Source organism: Streptomyces marispadix, from assembly GCF_022524345.1.
Classification (GTDB): Bacteria; Actinomycetota; Actinomycetes; order Streptomycetales; family Streptomycetaceae; genus Streptomyces; species Streptomyces marispadix.
In genome coordinates this window covers 6,011,596-6,031,581 of record NZ_JAKWJU010000002.1, presented here as the reverse complement: position 1 = coordinate 6,031,581, position 19,986 = coordinate 6,011,596, and the positions used below count along the sequence as shown (strand labels likewise).

Genomic DNA, 19,986 nt, shown 5'->3' with positions numbered 1-19,986 from the left:
TCACCCAACGGGCAGTCGCGGGCGGGGAGTTGGGGGTCACACGAGCTGGCGCACGGGTCGGCACGGGTCGCCCGACCCGCCCGGGGCGTCCGGGAGTCGGCTGCCGTAGATTCCCGTCGGGCATCGTCACCGGCACGGGGGAAGAGCTTGGACTGGGGAACGCTCGTCGCGACGATAAGCGGCGGCACGATCGCGATCTCGGGCACCGTCATGGCCGACTATCTGCGCCGCCGCCACGAGGACGGCCGAGGCATCGAGGCCCGCCGCCGGTCGGTGTACATCGAGTTCATCACGGCGGCCGGTGCGTGCCACGCACGGCTGCGTGAGATCGCCAAGTCCGGACCCGGGACCGTGGCCGGCCCGGAAGCGACCGGGACAGGCCGGGAACAGACCGGCACAGACCTGGAAGCGGCGACCCGTGCCGCACTGAGCGAGGCGTCCGTCTACGAGGTGCGCGAGCGGCTGTTCATCGACGCGACCACGGCGGTCGCCGGTGCCGGGCAGGCGATGTTCGAGCGGCTGCGTGCGCTTCAGCGGGTGGTCGCCGCCGGTGCCGCCCAGGACTCGCGCGCCTTCCACGACGCGTACCACCCGTACATCGAGGCGGTGTGGAACTACCGGGTCGCCGTGCGGGGCGAGTTGGAGGACCGTTCGCTGTCGCCCGCGACCTTCGGCTGGGAGGAGTGGGACGGCAGGGACCGGTGCCCGAGCTGCGGCGAGCAGGTCGCGGCGGCGGGAGACGGGAGCTGAGCCCGGGGCCGGGGCTGGGGCTTGGGCCGGGGCTGGCGCTGGGGCTTGGGCCGGGGCTGGCGCTGGGGCCCGCCGGACGGGCAGCGGCCGGGCGGCACCCGGCTGCCGCGCACCCGCCTAGGGCGTGTGCCCACGGGCCGGACGCTCCTCGGCCCGCGCTGTCAGCATCCCGTCACCGCCGTTGCCGACCCGTACGCCGAACTCCCGGCTGACGCGGTCGAGTACGGCCCGCATCCACTCGCTGTCCGCCGCGTCCGCGCGTTCCAGCCGCATCCCGCTCGAACGGAACGGCACCATGCGCAGCTCGGCCAGCGCGCCCGTATCCGCGTCGACGGACGCCAGATACAGCAGCCTCAACTCGTCCCGGTACTCCTCGAATCCCTCGACGCCCTCGTAATCGTCGATGAAGTCGCCGCAGCCGTAGAGCACGAGCTTGCCCCGGTAGACCTCCAACGGGCGCGGATGGTGCGACGAATGCCCGTGCACGACGTCGACGCCGCCGGCGTCGACGAGCGCATGCGCGAAGGCGACCTGGTCACGGGCCACGCCATAGCCCCAGTTGGAGCCCCAGTGCACCGACACCACCACGACGTCGCCCGGCCGCTTGGCCTCCCTCATGCGGGCCGCGATCCCGGTGGCGGCGGCCGGGGTGAGCCGGTCGAGGAAGTTCACCCCGGGACGGTCCGGCCGCGCCGCCCACGCCGCGGGAATCCCGCTGGAGGGCGTCCCCACCGACAGCACCAGCACCCGCCGTCCGCCGCCGACCGGCACCACCGCGGGCCTGCGCGCCTCATCGGCGCTCCGCCCGGCACCCGCCGTACGCAGCCCGGCACCCGCGAGCGAGTCCAGCGTCTCCTCAAGGCCGCGCCGCCCGAAGTCCAGGACGTGATTGTTCGCCAGTACGCACACATCGGGGCGTGCGGCACCGAGACAGCCCAGATTCGCGGGATTCATGCGGTAGTTGACGCCCTTGCCGGGGTCGAACCCGCCGTGCCGGGTGACGCTCGTCTCCAGATTGACCACCCGCACATCGGGAGCGGCCTCGTCCAGCACCTCCAGTGCCTCCCCCCACGGCCAGGAGAACCCGACGGGCGCATCGATGCGCCCGCTGACCGCCTCCACGAGCTCGACGTACGACCGCGCGTCCCGCATGTACGCCTCCCGCAGCTCCGGGTCCCCGGGGCACGGCAGGATCTGATCGACGCCCCGGCCGAGCATGACGTCACCGCACAGGGCCAAAGTGACCTTTTCGCCGCTCATCGGGGCAATATATGCGGGCACGAAGGCGCATCCGGCACGGTGACCAAGGTGACGGCGTGTGCACGAGCGCATCCGTGAACCCGCGGCTCCCCCGCCGACGTCGGCGGCGGGGGGCTTTCTCACGAATGACGCCCGCTAGCTGCCTTCGTCGTTATCGGAGTCGTCACACGCGCCCGCCCGCAAGGGGCGCCGGCGTCGGCGGTCGATGATGATGACGACCTTCGTGCAATCGTCTTGTTCCCCGTGCCGCAATTGTTCGATCGCGTTGGCTACTTGTTTGTAGAGGGTGACCGCGAGGGCCCAGTCGACGAGTTCGGCGTCGGTGGTGTGTTTCTTGTGGGCGATGGTCCACAAGGCGGTCAGTACGGCGACGAGTGAGCGTCCGGAGAGAGTGGTTCGGACACGGCCTTCCTCGTCGGCGATGCTGCCGGGGGTACGGAAGTGTTGTGGCTGAGGCGCGGCCTTCTCGGCGACATAGGCCCATGTGTCGCGGTGGCAGCGAAGCTCCGCAGTCGCGATATCGGCGGCGACGCGCAGGAGTTTGACGTGCTTCTGGTAGTCGTCTAGTCCCTTGGGGAGGCCGGACTGAGCGTCGTCCGGTGTTCGTGACCGACATTCGCCGACGGTGCTGAGACGGACGATGTCGCTGTGCATTGTGTCCAGTCGCTTTGTGATTACGGCGACTTCTTTCGACCAGTCCTTGAAAATGCGCCAGCCCATGCCTTCCCCTCCCAGATACGTACTCGACGAGGGAGGCTTTCCATAGGGGTATCGGGTGATGCGGCGGATTTCGGACGTCTGCCTACGGCCCGCCCCTTCGCCAGTCGTGAAGAAAGCGTGCTGGACGGCTGGCGAATTCGTGGCGTCGAGCACGCTCCATTGCCGACCCGGATTCGGGAACGGCGCGCCTGCTCTCCGATGACTCCATCTGCCCGGTGTGGCTTTTGCCCCCTCGTGAATCGTGGCCGATGCTTCTGCGGTCCCCGCTGCGGGCCTGGCCGCCCCCACCCGGCCGCACCCGCGTACCGCCCCAGCCCCTCGCCCGCGAAAACCGTGCCGGGCGCCGTGTCACATTCCGCCGGGCCGTCTCGTCGTAGGGGTGCAGTCAACGAACAACCGCTAAGGAGTCACCGTGGATCCCCGTCTGAACGTCTTCGGCAGCCCGACCGTGGGCAAGTTCCTCAAGCACATCGTCTCGGCGAACAAGGTGCTCTCGGAGTCGTCGCTTCCGGCGGCCACGCAGGAGCTGGTGAAGATCCGCGCGAGCCAGATCAACGGGTGCGGCTTCTGCACCGACATGCACACCAAGGACGCCATCGCGGCCGGTGAGACCACGCTGCGGCTCAACCTCGTCGCGGCATGGCGGGAGGCGACGGTCTTCACCGAGGCCGAGCGGGCCGCGCTGGAGCTGGCGGAGGAGGGCACCCGTATCGCGGACGCGGCCGGTGGCGTCTCCGACGAGGTCTGGGCGAGGGCGGCCAAGCACTACGACGAGGAACAGCTCGCCACCCTGGCGTCGCTGATCGCCCTCATCAACGCCTTCAACAGGATGAACGTCATCGTGCGGCAGCCCGCGGGCGACTACGAGCCCGGTCAGCTCTCGCACTTGTGAGGGCCCCGGCGTGGGGCCGGGTCGGAGGTCGTCGTGACCGGCGGCAGTGACCCGGCCCCGCGGCCGGACGTGCCGGACGGTCGGGGGCAGTCCCGGGAAACCACGGGCGGTCCGGGAAGCGGGGCGCGGCGTCGCCTAGCGCCGAGGCGGCGCCGGGCAGCGCAGGTTCCCCCGGGGGCAGGCCAGCAGCGTACGGACGAGGAAGCGGCCGTGGGCCGTGTAGTAGCCGACGTATGCGTCGGAGCCTCGGCGCAGCGCGTCGCGTGCGGCGCGCATGTGCGTACGTACGGGGAGGGCACCGTCGGGCGGCGGCGACTCGGTGAGTTCGCGCTCCAGCCAGTCCGCGGCAGCGGCGGCGTCGGTGAAGGTGCCGGACATCATCGAGCGGGGTTTGCGGAACCACTTGTCCAACTCGATGGGCGGAGTGGCCGATTCCGGGTCGCGGGCCTCGGCGTCCCGGGGTCTTGCGTGGCCCGTGTAGCTGAAGGCGTGCCAGTGGGTGTCCATCCCCGTCGTCCTTCCGGTGGTCCGGCGCTGCGGAGCGGGCGCCGGGCCGTGGGCGGCGGCGGGCCCGCCCCTCGACGCGGGGCCCGAGGGCCGCGGGCCGTGGGCCGCGTCACCGTCCGGGCCCCACGGTCTGCGCATCGTGCTCCTCCTGGGCTTCCGGTTTCCCGGGGACCCGCCCCTCGGCCGTGGAGGTCACGCGGATGGAGCGGGATCAAAGGGCGCAGAGGCCGCGCAGGTCGCGGAGGTCTCACCGGTGACGGGGGCACAGAGCGCGCGGGCGGCCCGGGAGGGCATCCGCCTCCGTAGCTCCGGGCGGCAACAGCCCGTTCCCCGCCGCGGATCAGTGCGGATTAGTCAGGTGCCGCTAAAGACCGACTGGTGCCGGGCGTGACGTCCTAGCGTGACGAGCCCGATCCGTGACCAGAGGATTCAGATGATGCGTGCCGGTCGAACCCGTACCGTCCTCACTGCCCTGCTCGTGGCGAGCGCGTTGTCCGTGGCGGGCTGCGGCATGGACGACCAGCCGAAGCCGTCGGGCAAGGCCGCGGCGGACGAGGACAAGGGCAACGACGCCGGCGGCGAGAAGGGCGGCGACGCCGGCAAGGACAAGGACGCCCCGGCCGGGATCGCACCGGGCGAGAAGGCGCCGGACGGCAAGTCCGCCCCCGCGAAGCTGAGGTTCGCGAGCACGACCCTCGACGGAAAGTCGTTCAAGGGCGAGACGCTGGCCGGGAAGCCGTCCGTGCTGTGGTTCTGGGCGCCGTGGTGCGGGACGTGCCAGGGGCAGGCAGCGCAGACGGCGAAGCTCGCCGACAAGTACAAGGGCAAGATCAACTTCGTGGGCGTGGCCGGTCTGGACAAGACCGAGCCGATACGCGGCTTCGTCAAGACGCAGAAGGTCGGCAACTTCCCGCACCTCAACGACCAGAAGGGCGCCGTCTGGAAGAAGTTCGGCATCTCGCAGCAGAGTTCGTACGTGATGCTCGACAAGAACGGCAAGACGGTCCACGAGGGGGCTGCGACGAGTCCCGACCAGCTCACCAAGCAGGTGGCCGGGCTGGCCGGCTGAACTGCCGCGCACCCGCCGACACATGGCCGACGTCCCCCTCGCACTGGCGCTGACCGCGGGCATGCTCGCGGCGGTCAACCCCTGCGGCTTCGCGCTGCTGCCCGCCTATCTGTCGCTGCTGGTGCTGGGCGACGACTCGCCCTCGCGGGGCGCGGCCGTGGGGCGGGCGCTGGCCGCGACCGCCGCGATGACGGTGGGTTTCGCGGCCGTCTTCGGCGTCTTCGGGCTGGTCGTGGCGCCCGTGGCGAGCCAGGTGCAGCAGCATCTGCCGTGGTTCACCGTGGTGTTCGGGCTGCTTCTGGCCGCTCTCGGCGTGTGGCTGCTGGCGGGGCGCGGGCTTCCGTCGCTGCTGCCGAAGGTGCGCCGTGCGCCGTCGGTCACCCGGTCCGTGCCGTCGATGGCACTGTTCGGCGGTGCGTACGCCGTGGCGTCGCTCGGCTGCACGATCGCGCCGTTCCTCGCCATCGTGGTGTCGGCGTTCCGCAGCGGTTCGACCTGGGGCGGGGTGCTGCTCTTCGGGGCGTACGCGGCGGGGATGGGCGCCGTCGTGGGCACGGCGGCTCTGGCCGTGGCCCTCGCCCGTACGGCCACGGTGGGCGGCCTGCGGCGGCTGGGCGCGGTCGCCTCGCGTCTGGGCGGCGCGCTGCTCGTCCTCGTGGGCGCCTACACCTCGTACTACGGCTGGTACGAGATCCGCGCACTCGGCGGCGGCACCACGGGCGGCGATCCGGTGGTCGACGGGGCGGGCACGGTGCAGCGGACCATCGCGAACGCCCTGGAGTGGACCGGAGTCCCCGTTGTCGCGGGCGTGTTCGGGGTGCTGCTGGCCGTCGCGCTGATCGGGCTGAGGCTACGGGGGCGGCGGCATGCGAGCGCACCGGCCACGAGCGAGCAGAACGACCAGCACCAGGGCGTGCACGAGGACGAGCCGCAGGCGGCGCGGGGAGCCGGGCGGAAGGCCGAGCAGCAGGAACGCGCCGGGAGTTGAGCGCGGGGTCTCGGGGCGAACCGGTGCCGCCACGGCGCAGCTCCCCGACTCCCCGACTCCCCGACACACCCGCTTCTCCGGTCCGCCGACTCCCCGCGCCCTCACGCCAGATGGACGTACTCGTAGTCGAAGGGCTGACCGTTGATGCCCCGGCGGGGCGGGGCGATCCAGCCGGCGATCTTGCCGCGTTCGTGCACGGGCCGCATCAGGGAGCACACATACGCCTTGTCGGCGTCCGTCGGCAGCCACGCGTCCCTGCGCCGCTCCCACTCCTGCGGTGAGAGCACCGTGCCGTCGGGTGTGGCCTCGATTCCCGCGAAGGCGCCCACCTTGCGGTTGAACGCGACGCTCGGCAGCCGGAACCGCGGTGCGAGCCCGGCGTCTTCGAGGATCTTGTTCCAGCGGTTGACGCCGCTTTGGCAGTCGCCGATGTACTCGCGCCGCAGATCGGTGTTGAGGCCGACGAGCGCCGCGACCTCGGTGGTGCCGATCTCGCCGTCGACGAGGGCGTCCACGAGGAACGAGTCGTCGGTGAGCCGGTGGTCGTCCTTGCGCCGGTCCTCGCGCCAGCGGCCCTTGAGGCCCGCCGTGTAGTAGTTGGCGACGTTGCTGGAGGTCTCGCTGCCGAAGAGGTCGAGCGAGACGGAGTAGTGGAAGTTGAGGTACTTCTGGACCACGTCGAGCGGGATGGCGCCGAGGGCGGCCACGTCGTCCGTGTCGTGGTCGATCATCAGCCGGGCGGTCCGCTCGACGACGCGGTCGATGCCCGTCGTACCGACGAACATGTGGTGCGCCTCTTCCTTGAGCATGAACTCGCAGGTGCGCGAGAGCGGGTCGAAGCCGGACTCCTTGAGGGTGCCGAGCTGGTACTTGCCGTCGCGGTCGGTGAAGTAGGTGAACATGAAGAACGACAGCCAGTCGGGGGTCTCCTCGTTGAACGCGCCGAGTATGCGCGGCGATTCGTCGCTGCCGGAGTTGCGGTGCAGCAACTCCTCGGCCTCCTCGCGTCCTTCGCGTCCGAAGTAGGCGTGCAGCAGATAGACCATGGCCCAAAGGTGGCGGCCCTCCTCGACGTTGACCTGGAAGAGGTTGCGCAGGTCGTAGAGGCTGGGCGCGGTCGCACCGAGGTTGCGCTGCTGTTCGACGCTGGCCGGTTCGGTGTCGCCCTGGATGACGATGAGGCGCTGGAGGTCGGCGCGGTACTCGCCGGGGACCTTCTGCCAGGCCGGTTCGCCCTTGTGGGCGCCGAAGCCGATGCGGCGGTCGCGGTCGCGTTCGGCGAGGAAGATCCCCCAGCGGTAGTCCTTCATGGCTACGTGCCCGAAGTGCGCCCAGCCTTCGCGGCCCACGTCGACCGCCGTACGCAGATAGACGTCCTGGGTGGGCAGTGAAGGGCCCATCGACTCCCACCAGTTGAGGAAGTCGGGCTGCCAGGACTCCAGGGCCCGCTGGAGGCGGCGGTCCTCGCGCAGGTCGACGTTGTTGGGGATCTTCTCGCTGTAGTCGGCTCCGTTCACGGGCATCTCAGACTCGCTTTCGGTCGAAGTCGGCGCGGCGGCCCGTGCCGTAGGAGCGCAGGGCACCCTCGGGCCCGGAGGCGCCGGGCCGGGTGAAGATCCAGTTCTGCCAGGCGCTGAGCCGTCCGAAGATCTTGGTCTCCAGCGTTTCCGGGCCCGGGAAGCGGTAGTTGGCCTCCAGGCCGGTGAGCGCGTCGGGGCTGAAGCTCGCCCGTTCCTCCACGGCGATGCGGACCTCCTCCGCCCAGTCGATGTCGTCGGGGGCGAAGGTGACCAGGCCGAGACGTTCGGCTTCGACGGCCCCCAGGGGCTTGCCGGCCACGGCCTCGACGGCGGCCAGCGCCTCCGGGTCGTGGTAGTGGCGGGTCGCCAGCCGGGAGAGGCCGTTGGACATGGGCAGAGCACCGAAGTTGGCGGGCCCGGCGGTCACGGTCGCCGGCGGCGCGTCGGGGTCCTCGTCCTCGAAGACGCCGAGGAGCTGATAGCCGCGGTCGGCGGCGAGGGCGAGTTCCAGCAGCGACCCGGCGAAACAACTGCGGGGCTCCACAAGGGCGATGAGGCTGCGGCTGGTGACGTCGAGGCGTTTCAGGGTGCGCTTGAGGTAGAGCAGGATCTCGCGGGCCAGCCAGTCCCCGTCGTTGTCGAGCAGCAGCCGGTCGTGGTCGAGGACGTGCTGCGGGTCGCCGCTGGTGCGCAGCACCCAGGTGCCCAGCTCGGGTTCGTTGGTACGCAGATCGAGGATCAGGTCGTCCAGTTCGCGTGTCATCGCGAGCGTCCAGAACTGCGCGCCCTGCCGGTGGACTTCGGCCATCCCGGACGGCGGCGCCGCCTCCGGGCCCGCGACGTTGATCTCCACGGCTTTCGCTTTCCGGTCCATGCGGGCGGAGACATGACGGTACGAAATAGCGCTGTCCGTACGGGACTTGACCAGCGGCGTCAGTTCGATCCCGGCGGTCCCGGCTTCGGCGCCGACGGTGCTGCCGGCCGCTGCGGCGGCCTCCGCGGCGCGTCCCGCGACCGCCTCGTCCCATGCGGTGCGCGGCACGGTCTCGTCGACGAGCCGCCAGGCGACGGCCTTCTTGCCGCCCACGCCCTCGGACCTGGTGGCGAAGAAGTCCGCGATGTCACGCCGTACATGTCGCTTGTCGGTGACGCGCGTCAGCCCTCCGGTGCCGGGAAGCACGCCCAGCAGCGGCAGTTCGGGCAGGGAGACGGTGGTGGAGCGGTCGTCGACGAGCATGATGCGGTCGCAGGCCAGCGCCAGTTCGTAACCGCCGCCGGACGCGGCGCCGTTGACCGCGGCGATGTAGGTCTGCCCGGAGTGGGCGGTGGCGTCCTCGATGCCGTTGCGGGTCTCGTTGGTGAACTTGCAGAAGTTCACCTTCCAGCCGTGCGGGGAGGCCGCCAGCATGCGGATGTTGGCGCCCGCGCAGAAGACCTTCTCCTTGGCGCTGGTCACCACGACGGCGCGCACCCCGGGATGTTCGAAGCGCAACCGCTGTACGGCGTCGTGGAGTTCGATGTCGACGCCCAGGTCGTAGGAGTTGAGCTTCAGCTCGTAGCCGGGAAGCAGTCCGCCCTGCTCGTCGACGTCCATGGTCAGCGTGGCGACCGGGCTTTCGACGTCGATGCGCCAGTGCCGGTATCGGGACGGCTCGGTCCGGAAGTCCACGTGTACGGGCTGGTCGGCAGCTGTTTCCGGCTCGGTCTCGGCGGTGGTGGTCATGCGGTCTCCTCCAGCGTCCTCCAGCCTGGGATAGCCCTATGTTCCACATCATTCTCCCGTGACGTCAATAGTTTGTAGAACTTCATGGGCGCGCGGCACCGGCGTGCACGGCCTGCTCGGGCCCGACGGCGCAGGCACGAGCACGCTCATCCCTGCTCTCGCCACCCGCGCTCGCACCCGACGAGGGCGGCATCACGCTCCTCGACCGCGACCCCGGCGTGCTCGGCCGGCGGCCGGCGATCCGCCGCCGGCTCGGCTGTCTGCCACAGGAGTTCGGCGTCTGCCGGCGCGTCACGGTGCGGGAGTTCGTCACCTACGTCGCCTGGCTCCAGCAGATTCCCCCGGCACGGCCGTCCCCGCGGCCGTGGAGGAGGCCGCCTGCCGCGTGGGACTGTCCGGCCGTATCGACCGCAAGCTGCGCACTCTCTCTCCGTAGAGATGAAGCGCGGAACCGGCATCGCCCAGGCCATCGTCAACGAGCCGGAGTTGCTGGTCCTGGACGAGCCCGCCTCCGTACTCGACCTCGACCACCGGGAGTCCTTCCACGCCATGCTGCGGGAGCTGGGCCGGAGTTCGGGGAACTGGGCCGCAGTTCGTGCGTCGTGCTCGCCTCCCCGCCGCCGATGGACCCGTGATCCGGGGCGTGATCGAGGCGCACGACCGGGACCCGTGACCGGGGCCGCTACGCGACGCGCAGCCCCGGGTAGACCTCCAGCGCGTTGCGACCCAAGACTCCGGCGAGGGTCTCCTCGTCGAGGCCGAGCGCGGCGAGCGCCCGTGCGTTGCGTGCGATGCCCGGCACGCCGGGCCAGTCGGTGCCGAAGATGAACTTCCTTGCCAGGCGGCGCAGTTCGTACTGGGCGTAGTAGCCGGGCAGCCGGTGCGGGGGCAAGCCGGACAGCTCGATCCACACGTTCTCCCGGGAGAGCGCGAGGAAGGCGGCGGCCTGGTACCACCACCCGCGCCCGCCGTGCGCCAGCACCAGCGTCAGCCCGGGGAAGTCGCGCAGCACGTCGTCGAGCAGCACCGGGTCGGCGTACTTGTTCATCGACCCGGGGAAGGAACTCGTGCCGCAGTGCACCACCACGGGCACGCCCGCGGTCACGCACGCCTGATACGCGGGATACAGCGCGGGGTCGGCGGGGCTGAACCCGCCGTGGACGGGGTGGAGTTTGAGAGCCACGGCGCCCAGGGCCAACTGCCGCTCCACCTCGGCGTCGACGGGATAGTGCAGATGCGGGTTGACGTTGGCGACGGGGCGGAAGCGGCGGGGGTTGTACTTCACCAGCGGCAGCACGTCCTCGATCGGCTGCTCCCCCGTCGTCTTGGGGCTGTGCTCGCACAACAGCAGGGCCACATCGACGCCTTCGGCCTCGAAGCAGGCGTCGACGCGTTCGGGCACGAGGGTGCCGCTGCCGTCGTAGAGGCCCGCCAGCGCGTCGGCGTCGCCGAACTCCTCGGCCCAGCGCCGCCACGCGGGCCGCAGCGTCGGCAGCCGCGCGGCATGCACATGCGCGTCCACGAGGAAGTGGCCGTCGAGCATCTCTCACCTGCCAGAGGGTCGGGGGTCCAAGTGACGGCGGCAGCACGGCAGTCGGGGCGGCCCGGCCTCGTGGCAGGCCCAGAGGGCCGCTGCCGCTCCGGCCGTCTGGGCCCGGCCGCCGTCACCCGCGTGTGTGCCCCAGCCGTTCCGCGGCAAGCTCCCGCACGGCATGGCGCCGCAGCTTTCCGCTTGCCGTCGTGGGGAGTTCGTCCACGACGAGCACTTCACGCGGGCGCTTGAACGCCGCGAGTCCGTCGCGGCAGAACTCGATCAGCTCCTCGGGACCGGCCTTCGCGCCCTCCGCCAGTACGGTGCACGCCACCGGCTTGTCGATGCCGTCCTCGTCCGGCAGTCCCACGACGGCGGCCTGCGTGACCGCCGGATGCTCCAGGAGCCGGGCCTCCACCTCCGACGGCGCGACCCAGATGCCGCCTGCCTTGAGCATTTCGCCGGTCCGCCCGAGACAGGTGTAGTAGCCGTCGTCGTCCACGACGTAGGTGTCGCCGGTGTGCAGCCACTCCCCCTGGAACACGCGCCTGGTGACATCGGTCCTGCACCAGTAACCGGTGGCCAGCGACTCGCCCTTGACCAGCAGCGATCCCGGTTCGCCTGGCGGGACGTCCCGCCCGGCGCCGTCGACGACGCGCAGTTCGTAGCCGTCGACGGGGGTGCCCGTGGTGCCGGGCCGGGAGCGTCCGGGCCGGTTGGAGAGGAAGATGTGCAGCGCCTCCGTGGAGCCGATGCCGTCGAGGATCTCCACGCCGAAGCGTTCCGCGAACCTGCGGCACAGGTCCGCGGGCAGCACCTCCCCTGCCGATACGGCCAGCCTCACGGATTCGAAGGCGTCTCGCGGCACGTCGGAGCGCAGCAGCGCGGCGTAGAAGGTGGGAACGGCGAAGAAGAGCGTGGGCCGGTACTCGGTGAGGCGTTCGGCGACCGAGTGCGGTGTGGGCCGCTGCGGATCGAGCACCGTCTCGGCGCCCGCGGCGAGCGGGAAGAAGAGGGAGTTGCCGATGCCGTAGGCGAAGAAGAGCTTCGCGACGGACAGACAGCGGTCGGCGGAGGTGATGCCGAGCACCTGGCGTGCGTAACTCTCCACCACATGCCGGATGTTGGCGTGCCGGTGCATCGCGCCCTTCGGCTTGCCGGTGGTGCCCGAGGTGTAGAGCCACAGCGCTGCGGAGTCCTCGCAGGTGATGTACGGGTCCTGAAGCTCACCGCCACGGCGCCTGCCCTCCTCGACCAGCTCGTCGAAGGGGCGCAGCCGCACACCGGCGGGCACGGCCAGTCCGCCCGCCTCGCCCGCGGCGCCCGCCTCGCCCGTCACGGCGACGTAGCGGATGCCGGGTACGCGGGTCACGGCCTGCTGTGCGGCACCGGCGAACTCCTCGCTCACCAGCAGCACTCTCGCCCTCGAGTCGCCCAGCAGTTCGGCGAGTTCGGGCCCCGTGAGCATCGTCGACACCGGTACGGGCACGGCGCCGAGCCGCATCGCCGCCAGGATCGCCGCCGCCGCGCCGGGCCCGTCGGCCATCAGCAGCATCACCCGCTCCTCGGCCCGTACGCCCCACGCCTGAAGCCCCGCGGCGATGTGCCCGGCCAGCTCGGCGAGCCCGGCGTAGGTCAGCTCTCCCGCGGGGCCGGTGACCGCGATGCGCCCGGCGGTCTCCGGCTGTACGGCGGCCTGGAGAAGGTAGTCGGAGGCGTTGAACATGTCGGAGACGACGGGTGTGACGGCAGTGATGGGCGGTGTCGCGCTGTGGGCGGTCATCGGGTCTCCCCTTCGCCTGGAACCGTGGCGTCATGCTCTACACGTTCCGGACGCTCGTCAATAGCAGTGTGGAACGACTGGACAGGGCAACGGCCGTACGGCGCATACTTGGTGCCCACACATAGACGGGACGCAGGGCACGTAAGCACAGCACGCAAGCAGACGCAGGGCAGCACGCACTGGAAGAACCGGCGCGGAGGACCAGCGCGGAAGACCGGGCCGCACGACCGGCAGACCGGCAGAGGACGGCGGGAGAGGTGCATGGCCGCACGGCACGGCGGGCGCGGCACGACGCCGCCCACAGACGCCGACGCCGCCGACGCTCTCGCGCCCCGGCGCGAGGGCGCACACGCGGAGGCAGCGCACCACGGCGCGACGCACTCTGACGCGATGCCTGGCGACGCGACGCACCCCGACGCATCGCACACAGCCGAGCCGGGGTTCCTGCGCCGCCGCGAACTCGGCGCCGCCAGCGCCCGCTCCCTGCTGCTCACGGTGCTCGGCGAGTTCGTACTGCCGGGCGGACGGCCCGTCTGGACGGCCACGTTCCTGAGCGCCCTCGGCGTGCTCGGCGTGGAGGAGAAGGCCGTGCGCCAGGCGCTCGCCCGTAGCGCCGCCGAGGGCTGGCTGACCGGCGAGCGCCACGGCCGGCGCACCTCATGGCGGCTGACGTCGTCGGGCCGCCGCCTGCTGACCGACGGCACCGAAAGGATCTACGGATTCGGCAGGCCGGTCGGCGAATGGGACGGACAGTGGCTGATGGTCCTCGTCACCGTTCCCGAGACCAACCGCAGGCTGCGCCATCTGCTGCGTACCCGCCTGTCCTGGAACGGGCTGGGCAATCTCTCGACCGGCGTCTGGCTCAGCCCCCACCCGGACCGCGAACCGGAGGTGCGGCAGGTGCTGCACGACGTGGGCGTCGGCGAGACCTCCCGGATCTTCCACGCCCGCCTCGGCGATCTCGCGGAGGCACGCGAGGTCGCTCGTCAGGCATGGGACCTCGACGCCGTCGAGCGCGCCTACGAACGCTTCCTCGACGAGGTACGCGCCCTCGAACCGGCGGACGACGTCGAGACGTTCGCCGCCCACACCCGCCTCGTGCAGGAGTGGCGGCGCTTCCCCTTTCTCGACCCGGGCCTGCCGCACCGCCTGCTGCCCGACGAGTGGCGCGGCGCACAGGCCGCCGCGCTCTTCCATGAACGCCACAGCGCCTGGCGGCCCGCCGCGGACCGCCACTGGAAAGCCCTCGACGACGGGGAGAGTGAATGAACGCCGACGGATTCGGGTCGGGATTCGAGAAGACCGTGGGGATGGAGTTCCCCGAGATGACGGCCGACAGGACCGTCGTGACCTGCGAGATCACGCCCGAACTCCTACAGCCGTACGGCATCGTCCACGGCGGTGTGTACTGCTCGCTCGTGGAGACGGCCGCCAGTCTCGCCGCGGCCATCTGGTACGGGGACCGCGGCAACGTCGTCGGCGTCTCCAACCACACCAACTTCCTGCGCGCCATCGGGACCGGGACGGTCACCGCCACGGCGACCCCCATTCACCGGGGCCGCACCCAGCAGCTCTGGCTCGTCACCGTCACCGACGACAAGGACCGGCACGTCGCACGCGGCGAGGTACGTCTGGCCAATCTCCCTTCCGGGAACGGCGGCAAGCGGCAGGACGGCGAGAGTGGCCCGGACGGCGGGAACGGCGAGGACTCCGGCGGCGAAGCCGGACGCTGAGCACTCGACGCGGTTCGCGCCGCGCGCAGTCGAAGGGAAGCGGGGAGGCCACGATGAGCACGGTGAAGCCACGATGAGCGCTGCCCCGCCGCCGCACGGCGCGGACGGACAGCCGCACAGACCGCCGCGGGCCACGGACGCCCCGCTGATCTCCCTCACCTGGACCGACCAAGTGACCGGCCGCGAGGGTCACTTGGTGATCGACCGGCTGATTCGAGGCGTGGCCAGCGGCGGTCTGCGGATGCGCAAGGGCTGCACCCTCGACGAAGTCGCGGGCCTGGCGCGGGGGATGACGATGAAGGAGGCGCTGCACTACGACCCGCACGCCCGCTACATCCCCCTCGGCGGCGCCAAGGGCGGCATCGACTGCGACCCCCGCGACCCGGACGCGTACGGGGTGCTCGTGCGGTATCTGCGTGCGATGCGCCCGTACATCCGGGACTTCTGGACCACCGGTGAGGACCTCGGCCTGAGCCGCGGCACCGTCGACGCCGCCGCTGCGGAGGCCGGGCTGACCTCCACCATCGAGGCCGTCCACCCCCTTCTCGACGACGAACTCGCCGCGCGCCGGCGGCTGGAGGACGCCTTCGCCGTCACCGTCGACGGCATCGGACTCGACGAACTGGCGGGCGGCTGCGGCGTCGCCGAGACCGTGCTGACCGTCCTCGACAGGGCCCAAGTCCCCTACAGCGGGACGCGGGTGGCGGTGCAGGGCTTCGGCACCATGGGCGGGGCGACGGCGCGCTTCCTCTCCCGTGCGGGCCTGAGCATCGTCGCGGTCGCCGACGTGCGGGGCACGATCGCCAACCCCGAAGGGCTGAACGTGGAGAGGCTGCTCGCCGCCCGCGACGAGTACGGCAGCGTGAACCGCTCCGCCCTGCGGTCCGGGGACGCCCGGCTGCCGGGCGACGCCTGGCTGTCCACCGACGCCGAGATACTCGTACCGGCAGCCGTCTCCTATGCGATCGACACCGACAACCAGGCACGGATCAAGGCGAGTTGGATCGCCGAGGCCGCCAACATGCCGGTGCTGCCCGAGGCGGAGGAACTGCTCGCGGCACGCGGCGTCACCGTACTGCCGGACGTGGCCGTCAACTCCGCCACCAACGCCTGGTGGTGGTGGACCCTGTTCGGCGACATCGGCGCGGACGCGGAAGAGGCGTTCGCCCACATCCGCGCGTCGATGCGCGCACTGACCGGCCTGATGATGGACCGCTCCGAGGCCGCCGGAACGACCCCGCGTGCCGCCGCGCACGCCGTCGCCGCCGACCGTCTGCCCGCCGTCGCGGAACGCTTCGGCACTTACGGCTGACCCGGTACGAGGGCGCTGGGCGTTACTCCTGGGCGGTACCCGCGGACTTGAACGCTTGGGCGTGACCGGTACGTACGGCTCACTTCGGCGGGGGCCTAAGCGTTCCGCGGCGAGACTGCTGCGATGCGAGCGAAGAGGGCCGATCCGCGCGGCGACAGAGGCACAGACACGGACACGGACACGGGCACAGACACGGGCACGGGCTCGGCGGGCAACGGGCACCTCGGCCATGGCGGGCGGACGCTCTCCCCCGCGCTGGTAGCCGTATGTCTGGGCTACTTCATGGTCATCCTGGACACGACCATCGTCAACGCGGCGCTTCCCGCGCTCCGTTGGGACCTGCACGCCGGAATGTCCGGGCTCCAGTGGGTCGTCGACGGCTATATGCTCACGCTCGCCGCGGGGCTTCTCACCGGAGGCGCGCTGGCCGACCGCATGGGTGCCCGACGGGTGTTCCAGGCCGGGCTCGCGCTGTTCGCGCTCTCCTCCGCGGCATGCGGACTCGCGCCGCATATCTGGCTGTTGGTCCTCGCCCGGCTCGTACAGGGCGCCGCAGCCGCGCTCAGCGTGCCCGCCTCGCTGGCGCTGCTGCGGGCCGCGTTCCCCGAACGTGCCTCCAGGGCGAGGGCGATCGGTGCGTGGGGCGCGGTCGCGGGGCTGGCCGCGGCCTCCGGCCCCGTCCTGGGCGGCCTGCTGGTCAGCCATGCCGACTGGCGGCTCGTCTTCTACGTCAATCTGCCCGTCGCCGTGGTCGCGATGGTGCTGACCGCGCGGCACGTCCCGGCACCCGCCCCACGCCCGCGCCCCCTGGACCCCGCGGCGCAGACCGCCGGTGCGGTCGCACTCGCGGCGCTGACCTACGCGCTGATCGAAGGCGGACGCATGGGGGCCGGCCGTCCCGTGCTCGCCGCCGGCGCCCTGTGCGTCGTGGCAGCCGCCGTGTTCCTGACGGTCGAGCGCCGAGTGGCCCACCCGATGCTGCCGCTGGGGCTCTTCCGCGACCGTGCCTTCACCGGCGCCACCCTGGTGGGGCTGCTGATCAATCTCGGCTTCTACGGCGAACTCCTCGTGCTCAACCTCGCCTTCCAGCAGACGTCCGGTCACTCCGCGCTGGCCGCGGGGCTCGCACTCCTCCCTCAGATGGGCATAGCCACCATCGGCTCGGCGCTCTCCGGCCGCTTCACGGCGCGCACCGGCAGCCCACGGCCGACGATGCTGGCCGGGCTGCTCACGGGAAGCGCCGGACTCTTCGCGCTCGCCATGGCCGGGGCCGGTACGGGGACGACCGGGTACGCGGTGCTCGTCGCACCGCTCGTCGCCGTCGGCTTCGGCATGTCCTTCACCATGCCCGCGGCCACCACGGCGGTCGTGGACGCGGCACCGGCCGAACACGCCGGGCTGGCCTCCGGAGTGATCAACGCAGCGAGACAGACGGGAGGAGTCATCGGCGTCGCACTGCTGGGCGCACTGGCGTACGGCGCGGAGGGCTCCTCCCCGGGGGCGCCCTCGTCCTCGTCCGGGCCGCCGTCAGCCGGGGCTTTCGCACCCGACGGGATGCATACGGCGCTGGCGGCGGCAGGCTGCGCGTTCCTGCTCGCCGCCGCCCTCACCGCGCTGACGGTGCCCCGCATACGCAGGGAAGCCGCGAATGCGTCGAAGTCCCCTGCCTCCGAAGGCGATTGACTCTCCCCCGGCGTGGCGAGGCACCGCCGCCCGAACTACCTTCAGGCGTGCAGCAGTTCGCCGGGGACGGCGTCGGGATCGGCCCGTACCTCCGCCGGGTTCGTCTCCCGCAGCGCCCAGGTGCAGCCGAAGGTGATCAGCCCCATCAGCGCCACGAAGACCGACACCAGCGTGGTCGACCCCGTCTCCGCGATGAGCGCCGTCATCACCAGCGGAGTCGCGCCGCTGACGGTGATCGCCGCGAGCTGGTAGGCCAACGAGGCCCCGGAGAAACGGATGTTGGGCGCGAACATCTCCCCGATGTAGGCCGCGACCGGCCCGTATGTCATCGACTGGAAGATGCCGCCGACAGCAAGCGCCACGAAGAACAGCCACAGGCTCCTGGTGTCGACGAGCCAGAAGTAGGGGAACGCCCACACCGCCAGCAGCGCCGCGCCGATGAGCACCATCGGCCTGCGCCCCACCCGGTCGGAGACCGCGCCGGACCAGAGGATCGCCGCGGCGCTGATCAGCGAGGTGACGAGCGAGACGGCCAGCAGCGACTCATGGCTCATGCCCAGCTTCTCGGTCGCGTAGCTGAGTACGCCCGCGATGCTGATGTAGAAGAGGCAGTTGGTGGCGGCCAGCATTCCGCACGCGAGCAGAATCCTCCGCCAGTCCTTCCGTATGGCCTCGCTCAGCGGTGCACGCGCCACACGCTGCGGCTTCTTCTTCGACACCTCGGCCTGTAGCGCACGGAACTCAGGGGTGTCCTCGACCTTCGTCTGGATGTAGAGGACCACGGGGAAGAGCAGCGCGGAGAAGAAGAACGGGATGCGCCAGCCCCAGTCCATGAACGACGCCTCCGGCATCACGGCGGTGGCCGCCAGGAACGCCACGTTTCCGAGGATCACACCGAACGGCACTCCCATCTGCCCGAAGGTGCCCGCGAATCCCCGTCGTTTGGGACTCGTCGACTCGATCAGCAGCAGCACGATCCCGCCCCACTGGCCCCCGCACGCCAGTCCCTGCACGAAGCGCAGCGTGACGAGCAGCACCGGGGCGGCCATTCCGATCGAGGCCGCGCTCGGGAGGCATCCGATGAGGAACGTCGCCAGGCCCATGCCGAGCAGACATGCGACGACCGCCGGCTTACGGCCGTAACGGTCGCCGAAGTGCCCGGCGAGGATGCCGCCCAGCGGGCGCGCGATGAAGCCCGCCCAGAAGGTGCTGAACGACAGCAGCGTCCCGGTCAGCGGCGAGCTGGACGGGAAGAAGACGTGGGGGAAGACCAGGGCGGCGGCCGTTCCGTAGAGGAAGAAGTCGTACCACTCGATGGAGCTGCCGATCAGCCCCGCGGCGAGCAGCTTGCGGTGGCTCTTCGGCGGGATCGCGGGCTGCCGTTCCCCGGCCGCCTCCCCGCTCGGTTCTGCCGTTTCAGTCATCAGGCACTCCTTCGAAGGGCAGGGCTGCGACCGGGCTAGCCGTAAGCTGACGTCATGTTCAACTTCTGGGCCGAAGCCTGAGCGAAGGCCGTTGTGCTGTCAACAGTCGCGGCAGAGGCTTCTGCGCCCTCATGCGCTGCGGCGACAGCGGAGGGCACAGATCGGCAGGGCGAAGCGGAGGATGACATACCGCCCCCGGGCCCTGCGGTGGGCGGGGGCGGACTTCAGCACGCGCGGGGCGCGTCGATTCGCTTGCGTCAGCGGGAAGTCGAGCGCCGGACCGAGCACCGGGTGAGGCCCCGGATGAGCGCGGAATCGAGACCGGCGTTCAGCGGTGGCCGGGAAAGCGCAGCCCGTTGGCCCAGATCCGGGTCACGGTGTAGACGACCTGCTCGAAGTCCACGGGCTGGTCCACGCCCCGCACGAACACGCTGAACGCGAAGCGGCTGACCATGCCCGACAGCGCCCGCGAGGCCAGCATCGGATCGAGGTCGGGATCGGCGATGCCGCGCTTTTGAAGGTCGGCGATGCCGCGGGCGTTGCGGTGCACGAACGCCTCACCGCGCCGCCTTCGCAGCTCACGGAAGGTGTGGTCGACGCTGGCGACCTGCTCCAGCAGCGCCATCAGCTTCGCATTGCGCCGATAGGCCTCCAGATAGGCCCTGTTGCTCGCCTCCAGCACGAGGTACGGGTCGCCGCTGTCGGGCAGCCGCAGCATGCCGGGGTGGAGCATGTCCTGCTGGGCGACTTCGAGTACGGCGGCGAAGATCTCTTCCTTGTTCTTGAAGTACGTGTAGAAGGACCCCGTCGAGCACTTCGCCTCTTTGGTGATGTCGGTGAGGCGGGCGTCCAGATAACCGGAGCGCTCGAAGACCTTGCGGGCCGCCGCTATCAGCGTCGCCCGCCGCCGTGCGCCGCGTTCGGTGGCCGGAGTCTCGCGCAGGAGGGCCGGATTCACCATCGAGGGCAGCGGTGCGCCGTCCCAGTCGTCGGCGGCGGACGTGGTCATAGCCATGGTCAACATATACATGAACATGGCTTCACCTCCAACTTCGTGAACGCGCCACGAGGGCCCCGCGCCGCACCGCACC

Annotated in this window: 17 protein-coding genes; 8 read left to right on the top strand and 9 right to left on the bottom strand. The window is 71.0% G+C overall.

Annotated elements, in window-relative coordinates; translation table 11 throughout:
• The first annotated feature begins 147 nt into the window (after window positions 1-147).
• Window positions 148-750: a CchlQ gene (locus MMA15_RS25065; RefSeq protein ID WP_241062435.1), complete on the top strand. Its 603-nt coding sequence runs from the start codon at window positions 148-150 to the stop codon at window positions 748-750.
• Window positions 751-867: 117 nt separating this feature from the next.
• Here the strand turns inward: MMA15_RS25065 and MMA15_RS25060 are convergent, their stop codons facing one another.
• Window positions 868-2,010, bottom strand: coding sequence for a CapA family protein (locus MMA15_RS25060; RefSeq protein WP_241062434.1), 1,143 nt, complete (start codon window positions 2,008-2,010; stop codon window positions 868-870).
• A gap of 135 nt (window positions 2,011-2,145) precedes the next feature.
• Window positions 2,146-2,730: a hypothetical protein gene (locus tag MMA15_RS25055; RefSeq protein ID WP_241062433.1), complete on the bottom strand. Its 585-nt coding sequence runs from the start codon at window positions 2,728-2,730 to the stop codon at window positions 2,146-2,148.
• A gap of 412 nt (window positions 2,731-3,142) precedes the next feature.
• Here MMA15_RS25055 and MMA15_RS25050 point away from each other — a divergent pair, with 412 nt between their 5' ends.
• Window positions 3,143-3,622 (top strand): carboxymuconolactone decarboxylase family protein, encoded by a 480-nt coding sequence (locus MMA15_RS25050; RefSeq protein WP_241062432.1) that lies wholly within the window; start codon window positions 3,143-3,145, stop codon window positions 3,620-3,622.
• A 135-nt stretch (window positions 3,623-3,757) separates the two neighbouring features.
• On the opposite strand, the gene MMA15_RS25045 is transcribed toward MMA15_RS25050, so the two are convergent.
• Complete coding sequence (locus MMA15_RS25045) at window positions 3,758-4,129, bottom strand: hypothetical protein (protein ID WP_241062431.1); 372 nt, start codon at window positions 4,127-4,129, stop codon at window positions 3,758-3,760.
• 436 nt (window positions 4,130-4,565) lie between these two features.
• Here MMA15_RS25045 and MMA15_RS25040 point away from each other — a divergent pair, with 436 nt between their 5' ends.
• Window positions 4,566-5,198 carry a redoxin family protein gene (locus MMA15_RS25040; RefSeq protein WP_241062430.1) on the top strand — a complete coding sequence of 211 codons (633 nt, stop codon included), beginning with the start codon at window positions 4,566-4,568 and terminating at the stop codon, window positions 5,196-5,198.
• A 22-nt stretch (window positions 5,199-5,220) separates the two neighbouring features.
• Entirely contained in the window at window positions 5,221-6,186 is a 966-nt protein-coding gene (locus MMA15_RS25035; protein WP_241062429.1) for a cytochrome c biogenesis CcdA family protein, read from the top strand.
• A 101-nt stretch (window positions 6,187-6,287) separates the two neighbouring features.
• On the opposite strand, the gene boxB is transcribed toward MMA15_RS25035, so the two are convergent.
• The 4 genes from boxB to MMA15_RS25015 all read right to left on the bottom strand — a co-directional run bounded on the left by boxB (window position 6,288) and on the right by MMA15_RS25015 (window position 12,743).
• Window positions 6,288-7,709 carry a benzoyl-CoA 2,3-epoxidase subunit BoxB gene (gene boxB / locus MMA15_RS25030; protein ID WP_241062428.1) on the bottom strand — a complete coding sequence of 474 codons (1,422 nt, stop codon included), beginning with the start codon at window positions 7,707-7,709 and terminating at the stop codon, window positions 6,288-6,290.
• A 1-nt stretch (window position 7,710) separates the two neighbouring features.
• Window positions 7,711-9,429 (bottom strand): 2,3-epoxybenzoyl-CoA dihydrolase, encoded by a 1,719-nt coding sequence (boxC, locus tag MMA15_RS25025; RefSeq protein ID WP_241062427.1) that lies wholly within the window; start codon window positions 9,427-9,429, stop codon window positions 7,711-7,713.
• Window positions 9,430-10,111: 682 nt separating this feature from the next.
• The gene (locus MMA15_RS25020) at window positions 10,112-10,972 is read right to left on the bottom strand and encodes an amidohydrolase family protein (RefSeq protein ID WP_241062426.1); all 861 of its coding nucleotides are present in this window, start codon (window positions 10,970-10,972) and stop codon (window positions 10,112-10,114) included.
• 121 nt (window positions 10,973-11,093) lie between these two features.
• Window positions 11,094-12,743: a benzoate-CoA ligase family protein gene (locus tag MMA15_RS25015; protein ID WP_241062425.1), complete on the bottom strand. Its 1,650-nt coding sequence runs from the start codon at window positions 12,741-12,743 to the stop codon at window positions 11,094-11,096.
• Window positions 12,744-13,004: 261 nt separating this feature from the next.
• Between MMA15_RS25015 and MMA15_RS25010 the strand changes: the two genes are divergently transcribed.
• From MMA15_RS25010 to MMA15_RS24995, 4 genes are all read left to right on the top strand, one after another.
• Complete coding sequence (locus tag MMA15_RS25010) at window positions 13,005-14,012, top strand: PaaX family transcriptional regulator (protein WP_241062424.1); 1,008 nt, start codon at window positions 13,005-13,007, stop codon at window positions 14,010-14,012.
• Window positions 14,009-14,476 carry a PaaI family thioesterase gene (locus MMA15_RS25005; RefSeq protein ID WP_241062423.1) on the top strand — a complete coding sequence of 156 codons (468 nt, stop codon included), beginning with the start codon at window positions 14,009-14,011 and terminating at the stop codon, window positions 14,474-14,476. Before MMA15_RS25010 ends, MMA15_RS25005 begins: the two co-directional genes overlap by 4 nt.
• A gap of 73 nt (window positions 14,477-14,549) precedes the next feature.
• Window positions 14,550-15,788 (top strand): Glu/Leu/Phe/Val dehydrogenase dimerization domain-containing protein, encoded by a 1,239-nt coding sequence (locus MMA15_RS25000; RefSeq protein ID WP_241062422.1) that lies wholly within the window; start codon window positions 14,550-14,552, stop codon window positions 15,786-15,788.
• A 123-nt stretch (window positions 15,789-15,911) separates the two neighbouring features.
• The gene (locus tag MMA15_RS24995; RefSeq protein ID WP_241062421.1) at window positions 15,912-17,471 is read left to right on the top strand and encodes an MFS transporter; all 1,560 of its coding nucleotides are present in this window, start codon (window positions 15,912-15,914) and stop codon (window positions 17,469-17,471) included.
• A 41-nt stretch (window positions 17,472-17,512) separates the two neighbouring features.
• Here the strand turns inward: MMA15_RS24995 and MMA15_RS24990 are convergent, their stop codons facing one another.
• Together MMA15_RS24990 and MMA15_RS24985 are read right to left on the bottom strand one after the other, a co-directional pair.
• Window positions 17,513-18,895 (bottom strand): MFS transporter, encoded by a 1,383-nt coding sequence (locus tag MMA15_RS24990; protein WP_241062420.1) that lies wholly within the window; start codon window positions 18,893-18,895, stop codon window positions 17,513-17,515.
• 328 nt (window positions 18,896-19,223) lie between these two features.
• Entirely contained in the window at window positions 19,224-19,910 is a 687-nt protein-coding gene (locus tag MMA15_RS24985) for a TetR/AcrR family transcriptional regulator (protein WP_241062419.1), read from the bottom strand.
• Between the last annotated feature and the right edge of the window lie 76 nt (window positions 19,911-19,986).

Excerpts from the sequence above, each read along its gene's own strand:
- MMA15_RS25000 (WP_241062422.1), top strand. The coding sequence starts at position 14,550 with ATGAGCGCTGCCCCGCCGCCGCACGGCGCGGACGGACAGCCGCACAGA.
- MMA15_RS25020 (WP_241062426.1), bottom strand. The coding sequence starts at position 10,972 with ATGCTCGACGGCCACTTCCTCGTGGACGCGCATGTGCATGCCGCGCGG.
- MMA15_RS25040 (WP_241062430.1), top strand. The coding sequence starts at position 4,566 with ATGCGTGCCGGTCGAACCCGTACCGTCCTCACTGCCCTGCTCGTGGCG.
- MMA15_RS24990 (WP_241062420.1), bottom strand. The coding sequence starts at position 18,895 with ATGACTGAAACGGCAGAACCGAGCGGGGAGGCGGCCGGGGAACGGCAG.
- MMA15_RS25005 (WP_241062423.1), top strand. The coding sequence starts at position 14,009 with ATGAACGCCGACGGATTCGGGTCGGGATTCGAGAAGACCGTGGGGATG.
- MMA15_RS25010 (WP_241062424.1), top strand. The coding sequence starts at position 13,005 with ATGGCCGCACGGCACGGCGGGCGCGGCACGACGCCGCCCACAGACGCC.
- boxB (WP_241062428.1), bottom strand. The coding sequence starts at position 7,709 with ATGCCCGTGAACGGAGCCGACTACAGCGAGAAGATCCCCAACAACGTC.
- boxC (WP_241062427.1), bottom strand. The coding sequence starts at position 9,429 with ATGACCACCACCGCCGAGACCGAGCCGGAAACAGCTGCCGACCAGCCC.
- MMA15_RS25045 (WP_241062431.1), bottom strand. The coding sequence starts at position 4,129 with ATGGACACCCACTGGCACGCCTTCAGCTACACGGGCCACGCAAGACCC.
- MMA15_RS25060 (WP_241062434.1), bottom strand. The coding sequence starts at position 2,010 with ATGAGCGGCGAAAAGGTCACTTTGGCCCTGTGCGGTGACGTCATGCTC.
- MMA15_RS24995 (WP_241062421.1), top strand. The coding sequence starts at position 15,912 with ATGCGAGCGAAGAGGGCCGATCCGCGCGGCGACAGAGGCACAGACACG.
- MMA15_RS25015 (WP_241062425.1), bottom strand. The coding sequence starts at position 12,743 with ATGACCGCCCACAGCGCGACACCGCCCATCACTGCCGTCACACCCGTC.
- MMA15_RS24985 (WP_241062419.1), bottom strand. The coding sequence starts at position 19,910 with ATGGCTATGACCACGTCCGCCGCCGACGACTGGGACGGCGCACCGCTG.
- MMA15_RS25035 (WP_241062429.1), top strand. The coding sequence starts at position 5,221 with ATGGCCGACGTCCCCCTCGCACTGGCGCTGACCGCGGGCATGCTCGCG.
- MMA15_RS25055 (WP_241062433.1), bottom strand. The coding sequence starts at position 2,730 with ATGGGCTGGCGCATTTTCAAGGACTGGTCGAAAGAAGTCGCCGTAATC.